We start from the raw sequence: 6645 nt of genomic DNA, 5'->3' as shown, positions 1-6645 counted from the left end.
TTCTTTGCAGTACGTTGGGCAAGAGGGGAGAAACCACGAAGCTCGTCGACCAGTGCGTCGGTTGCTGCTTCCAGCTCCGCATCGGGCACACACTCGGTCGCTACACCCCAGTCGTAGGCCTGCGGGCCCGTGATGCGACGACTGCGCATCACGATGTCCTTCGTGCGCGTGATACCAACCATCTTCTGCAGACGTGCAGAGCCGCCGGAGCCAGGAATCTGGCCCAACTTTTGCTCGGGCAGCGCATACAGCGTGGTGGGTGTTACGAGACGGAAGTCGCACGCCAGGGAGAGTTCAAAGCCCACACCAAAGCAGTAGCCACGGGCAGCGGTCACGACAGGCTTGCTGCAGCGGGCGGGTGCTGCAACGTTCCATGCGAGCTTGCTCACGTGCTCGGGAGAGGCCTCAAGGAAGCCCTTGATGTTGCCGCCGCTGGAGAAGTGCTCTCCTTCCGAGCGAAGGACGATGACGCGCACGCTGTCGTTGGCATCCAGCGCTTCAAATGTGATGCGCAGCTGCTCTCGCTGGGTCATGGAGATCACATTGAAAGGGGGACGGCACAGAACGATGTCAGCGCGTTCACGCGATGGGTCTATCTCCACGCGGTAGCCGTCCAGGGTGGCGCTCAGGGTGAGCGCAGGATGGTTGAGGTCATTGAGTTGCATGATTTCCTTTGCGACTGGTTAAAGAGGGTTTGAAGAAATGAATGGATTGATGGACACGCATCAAGCGGGTGGCACCACAGGCAGCGGAGGTGGCGCAGCTTCAAATTCGCCTGCTACCAACTTGCGGCGCAGGACCTTTCCGACAGGGGATTTGGGGATTTCGCGAACGAATACGTACTCGCGAGGGCGCTTGAAGTTCACGAGGTCAGAGGCGCGGCAGTGGGCATCCAGGGCATCAGCCCCTACGGCGTCATGGGTCTTCACGAACGCCACCACCCGCTGCCCCCATCGCTCGTCCTTCAGGCCCGCTACAGCCACCTCATCGACACTGGGGTGCAAAGAGAGCACCGACTCGATGTCCACGGGTGAGATGTTTTCGCCGCCGCTGATGATCATGTCGTCGACGCGACCGGTCACGAAGAGGTCACCCTCTGCGTCGAGGTAACCCGTGTCGCCCGTGAAGTACCAGCCGTCACGCAGGCTCCGCGCGTTCGCTTCGGGGCGGTTGTGATAACCCTCGAACGCTTCGTCGCTGAGGAGCTCGGCCACAATCTGGCCTTCTTCGAGAGGCGCTGCCACGTCTTCCGGGCTCTTGGCATCGAGCTTGATGACACGCAGTCGTGTGTTGATGCCTGCCCGTCCCGCAGAGCCGGGCTTACCCACGGCGTCCTGATTGATTGAGAACGTGTAGATCTCGCTGCTGCCGTAGTGGTTGACGAAGAGTTCGGGCTGGAACGCTTGCTGAAGCCGCAGCAGCAGCGCGTCGTGCATGGGAGCACCGGCAAAGCCGAGCTTGCGCACCGAGTGGGTGTCAGTTCGCTTGAACTCTGGGTGCGCAAGGAGGTCGTGGTACAGCGTGGGCACGAGGTACAGATGACTCACCCGCTCCGATTCGATAGCTCTCAACGCCGTGGCGGCATCAAATCGGGGCATGCAGACAAAGCGCCCATCAACAAGGGCCATCGTCAGCAGAGAACGCACACCCATGGTGTGGTACAGAGGCATCACGCCAAGGGTGCGTTCCCCGTACGCGTAGCGGTTTTGAGCCACGTGGGCGAGTGCCGCCACCCTCTCCGTACGCTGGCGCCGTGGGACGCCCTTGGGCGCGCCCGTTGTGCCCGACGTGTAGAGCATCAAGGACAGGTCTTCGGCGCGGGCCAAAGGTGTGGGGTCTCGGCGTTCTTTGAGCAAGTCATCAAAGCGGGGCGCCTCACTACGCACCGTGCCCACGGCCATGCGCGTGACGGTCTTGCCGAGAACGGAGCTCTCCAGCGACTCTTCCGACGCAGCCTCGAACACCAGAAGACGTGCCTCGGAGTCACGCAGCACGTAGTCAATCTCCTCGGGCTTGGCGCGCCAGTTCAGTGGCGTCATCACGAGGCCAGAGAACTGGCAGGCCCAGTGCAAGGTGGCCGCTTCGTACCGGTTTTGCAGCACACTGAGGACATGGTCCCCATGACGCAATCCCAGGGCTGCCAGGCCACGCTGGACGCCGCCGATGGCGCGGGCCCACTCACCCCAGGTGAGCCGAACTGAGCCGTCGACAAGTGCTGTCGTGTTGGCAGAGCGGTCAACGCTCTGCAAAAAGGTTCTTCCAAGGTCAAGCACGGGACACCTCCAGGACGGCGTTTACGATGGGGGTGTATCCCGTGCAGCGGCAAATGTGGCCGCTGAGCATGTCGCGTACTTCATGCTCACTGGGTTGGTGGCCAGCGTCGTGCTGACGCTTCAACCAATCTGCGCTGGACATCAGAATTCCTGCGGTGCAAAAGCCGCACTGCAGCGCGTGGTGTCGCTTGAACGCAGCCTTGAGGCGAACGAGGTAATAATCTTGGTTCTCCGAGTCTTCGACCGTGTCAACACGACGACCGTCGACTTGCACCGCAAGCGTCAGGCAGGAGCGGCTTGCCACGCCATCGATCCGGACCGTGCAGGCGCCACAGACCCCGTGCTCGCATCCCACGTGCGTGCCTGTTGCGCCCAGTTCGTGGCGTAGAAAATCACTCAGCAGGGTTCGAGGTTGTGCGCGGCCCGAGCGGCTCCGCCCATTCAGGATGAGCTGCACCAGGTGCAAGCCTCCCTTGTCGAGAATTGGGGTATTCATGTTTGTCTCCGTGCTTGCTGGATGGCCTGGACAGCCAGGCGACGTAACAGATGGCGCCGCGTCGCTGCGGGGGTGGCCGGGTCGTCGCGCACATCAAGAGACCAGGCGAGCTCGTTCAACGCCTTGTCAAGTGCATTGCCCTCAAGTTGGGGAATGACTTCGGCGTGAGGTCTGTCACCAAGCCCTCCCACGGTCACTCGCAGTTCTTTTGCATCTGACACCACAGCCACTGCGCAAAGGGCGAAGTCACCATGGCGGCGCGAGTGTTCGGCAAAGCCAAACCCCTGCCCGCCCGCCGGACGCGGAAAGCTCACCGCTTCAATCAGTTCATTGTTGGCGCGCGCGGTGCTCAGTAGCCCGGTGAAGAACTCGGAGGCAGGCACATCGCGACGTCCACGAGAGCTGAGCAGATGGACAACCCCCTTGAGTGCGAGCAGGCACAGTGGCAGCTCGGCCGATGGGTCGGCGTGAGCAATCGAGCCACAGACCGTTCCCCGATTTCGAATCTGAAAGTGGGAAATGTAGGGCAGGGCCAGCTTCAACAGCGGGGGGACATCCGGGTGGGCCTGAAGCTGCGCTTGGGTCACTGCCGCACCGACCCTCACTTCCCTGGAGCGGACCTCAATCATCGAGAGGGATTCGCAGCGCGAGATGTCAATCAGCAAAGAGGGCTGCGCAAGCCGCATGTTCAGCACAGCCATCAGCGACTGTCCGCCAGCAAGAATCCGGGCACCTTCGCCGAAACGTTCTAGGTGTTGCGCGGCAGCTTCAGCGCTGTCGGCACGGACATAGTCGAAGAGTGGTGGCTTCATTGAGTGACTCCCAGGCGAATCAGCAGGCGACGCCACCATGAGACGTTTGCATCACCTCCGCCCGAGGCCTGGCGACCCAGCGACTCGAAGAGTTGAGCAACGATGACTCTGGCGGCGCTCTCAATCATCCGGCTTCCCACCATGGCGACCTTTCCACCGACTTGCGCTCTGTAGTCGTAGTGCAGACGGGTGCCTGTGGGTGTTGCTTCCAGTCGAACCAGGCCATCCCCCGCACCTGTGCCAAGGCTTGAGCTGCCACTGCCTGCCAAACGCAGGCTGTGCGGCGGTTGGATGTCCGACAGCTTGATGAGGGCCTCGTACCTGGCTTTGATGAGTCCAATGCCGACGGTCACGTCTGCGCGATATCGACCCTCCCCGTCGGTCTTCAACTCGTGGCAGCCAGGAATGACCTTAGCAAGTGCAACCGGGTCCAGCAGCACCGCGAACACACGCTCAGGCGTGGCGGCAATTTCCACCGTGCCCTGTGCGGACAGCGCGAGCCCCTCGCCAGCTGGAGCAGGTGCTGGCGCCGCTTTGCGAGCGAGCGGATTCGTCGACTCTGGGTCAGGCGTTTGAAGGTGCTCAAGAACACGAGCAGGAGTCAGCGGAAGCCTCACATCCTCCACATCGCCCAAGGGCCGCAGCGCGTCGCTGAATGCGTTGGCAATGCACACAGGCGTGCTCATGTTGTTGCCTTCGCCCAAACCTTTGGCACCTAATGGGGTAAAAGGGCTTGGCGTCTCCAGGTGGACGATGACCGGGTCAGGCGTCTCGCAGGCCGTTGGCATCAGGTAGTCGGCCAGCGTCCCGCTCTGAAAACTGCCGTCTGCACCGTAGCGGAACTCTTCGAGCAACGCAGCACCCAGCCCCTGCGTGAAGGCACCACGGATCTGGCCGTCGGCCAGTGCCGGATTCAGAAGTCGGCCGGCGTCGTGCGCAGTGATGTAACGGTCGACCACGACAGCACCCGTATTGGGGTCGATTTCGAGTCCGCAGACGTCGAAGACGAATCCATAAGCGGCAGAGGTGTTGACACGGTCCTGCGCGTCAGGAGCGCGCAGGGTTTCCGGCGTCCAGAACGCGGTCTCCCGCAGACCGGGCTCCACGCCATAAGGCAGTAGTCCCGGTGCCCAGTGCGGGCTGGCGGCAATGCGGGTGAACGGCTGCCTCTGCGATGGCTGCTCACGATTGAAGACCTGTCCGCCTTCGAAGCACACATCTTCAGCGGGACATCCCCAGCCTGCCGCCGCAATGCGAGAGACCTTGTCGCGAAGGCGTTGAGCTGCCAGATGCACGGTTCCGGCAACGGCGCCTGCAAAGCGGCTGCTGTAGTTGCCTGCAGCCACGCTCCAGGCATCCTTGGCGGTGTCAAACTCGACGTTAACCACCACCTGTGACGGCTCGAGACCAAACACGTCGGCCACCACCTGAGCGCATACCGTCATGTGGCCTTGGCCTGCAGGGGCGGACGCGATGGTAACGTTTATCCCGCCCAGCAGGTCGATGGCGACCGTGGCACTGGCAATCGCGCCGTTCTTCGGACCTGCCTTGGCCCGCTGCTCGGGCGTGAGAACGGTGCTGATGTAGCCCATGTTGGACACCGATGGCTCCACGATGGCCGCCACTCCAATCCCGTACAGCTTTCCCGCCGCACGTGCGGCTGCTTGTCGCTCTCGCAGCTGATGAACATCCGCTTCGGCCATGGCCATCATCGCAAGGCGTGTGTAGTCACCCGAGTCAAGCACCGCGCCAGCAGCAGCGGTGTAGGGAAAGGCATCGGATGGCACGAAGTTGCGAAGGCGCAGTTCGACCGGGTCGATGGCGAGCGCCACCGCGACGCGGTCTATCAGTCGCTCCAGGGCGTAGTACACCTGGGGCCCACCAAAGCCGCGAACGAGCCCAGTGGGTGTTTTGTTTGTGACGACAACGCGGTTTCGCACGGACAGGTTGTCGATGGCATACGGACCCGTGAGCGCTCCGTGCATACGATAGAACGTGGCGGGCTCAGGCGCACGCAGATAGGCCCCGACCTCGTCGGCCTGGTCGTACCGGAGCGCCAGGATCCGCCCGTCTGGCGTCACCGCGGCTTCAATGTGGGTCAGCCGTGCGGTGGCGGAGGTCGCCGCACTCAAATGTTCAAGCCGGTCTTCCACCCATTTCACCGGTGCGCCGGCCTTGCGGGATGCCAGGCACATCATGACGACGTAGGGGAAAACAGCCTGCTTTACGCCGAAGCTACCGCCCGAGTCGCGCGGTACACGGTGGCGCAGCTTGTTGCCCGCCACCTTCAACGCCATCGCCATGACGGCATGCAAGGAGAACGGTCCCATGAAATTGGAGAGGACGTCATAGCCCTCGTCGCCCGGCAGGTGCTCGGCGATGACAACGCCACACTCCATCGGAGCGCATGTGTTTCTCGGGTAATGAACCGTGGTGCCGACGGTGCGAACACCAGGCGCGTTGAACGCCGACTCTGGGTCACCATATCGGAACGCCCTGTCCGAGACGACGTTGGAGCCCACGGCTTCATGCAGCACCGTAGACGCCTCCGAGAGCGCTTGTTTAATCTCCAAGACCACGGACAGTGGCTCATATTCGACCTGAACGAGGTCTAGCGCATCTTCAGCGATGTAGCGGTCTTCTGCCACCACCACGGCGACCGGCTCGCCGACGTGACGCACACGGTCCACGGCGAGAACCCAGTGCTGCATGGGTTGCTTCACTCCCACCACGAAAGGCTGTGCCCACGCCTTGACATCCTCTCCGGTCAAAACTGCGCGCACGCCAGGAAGCGCCAGAGCCTTGGTTGCGTCGACCCTAAGCAGCCGTGCATGGGGGTGAGGGGAGCGTAGAACCGCAGCCTCGAGCGTGCCGGGGCGAACGCCGATGTCATCTGCGAAAGCGCCCCTGCCGTTCAACAGGGCGTCATCTTCCAAACGCTCAATGCGCTGGCCAACCCAGGCTTGGCGGGCCGCCTCTGCGAGTAAAGGGTCTGAGTGCAATTTTGTCTCCTGAGCTGTCTGGCAGCTGCTTTTTCTGCAGCGCCAGTGTCAGGAAACAAGGT

General features: G+C 62.3%; 5 protein-coding genes. All 5 read right to left on the bottom strand.

Going from position 1 to position 6645, the window contains the following annotated elements:
• Positions 1-665, bottom strand: a 665-nt coding sequence (locus DBR23_RS10230; protein ID WP_108498172.1) for an enoyl-CoA hydratase/isomerase family protein, incomplete at its 3' end; no start/stop codon positions are given.
• Positions 666-725: 60 nt separating this feature from the next.
• Positions 726-2273 (bottom strand): AMP-binding protein, encoded by a 1548-nt coding sequence (locus DBR23_RS10225; RefSeq protein WP_108498171.1) that lies wholly within the window; start codon positions 2271-2273, stop codon positions 726-728.
• Complete coding sequence (locus DBR23_RS10220) at positions 2266-2769, bottom strand: (2Fe-2S)-binding protein (RefSeq protein WP_108498170.1); 504 nt, start codon at positions 2767-2769, stop codon at positions 2266-2268. The genes DBR23_RS10225 and DBR23_RS10220 overlap by 8 nt, the downstream gene beginning before the upstream one ends.
• Positions 2766-3581, bottom strand: a complete 816-nt coding sequence (locus DBR23_RS10215; protein WP_108498169.1) for a xanthine dehydrogenase family protein subunit M — start codon at positions 3579-3581, stop codon at positions 2766-2768. The genes DBR23_RS10220 and DBR23_RS10215 overlap by 4 nt, the downstream gene beginning before the upstream one ends.
• Positions 3578-6583: a molybdopterin cofactor-binding domain-containing protein gene (locus tag DBR23_RS10210; protein ID WP_108498168.1), complete on the bottom strand. Its 3006-nt coding sequence runs from the start codon at positions 6581-6583 to the stop codon at positions 3578-3580. Before DBR23_RS10210 ends, DBR23_RS10215 begins: the two co-directional genes overlap by 4 nt.
• Between the last annotated feature and the right edge of the window lie 62 nt (positions 6584-6645).

Source organism: Acidovorax sp. HMWF018, from assembly GCF_003061035.1.
In the GTDB taxonomy this organism is placed as follows: domain Bacteria; phylum Pseudomonadota; class Gammaproteobacteria; order Burkholderiales; family Burkholderiaceae_C; genus Acidovorax; species Acidovorax delafieldii.
This window is presented reverse-complemented; position numbering and strand designations above follow the sequence as displayed.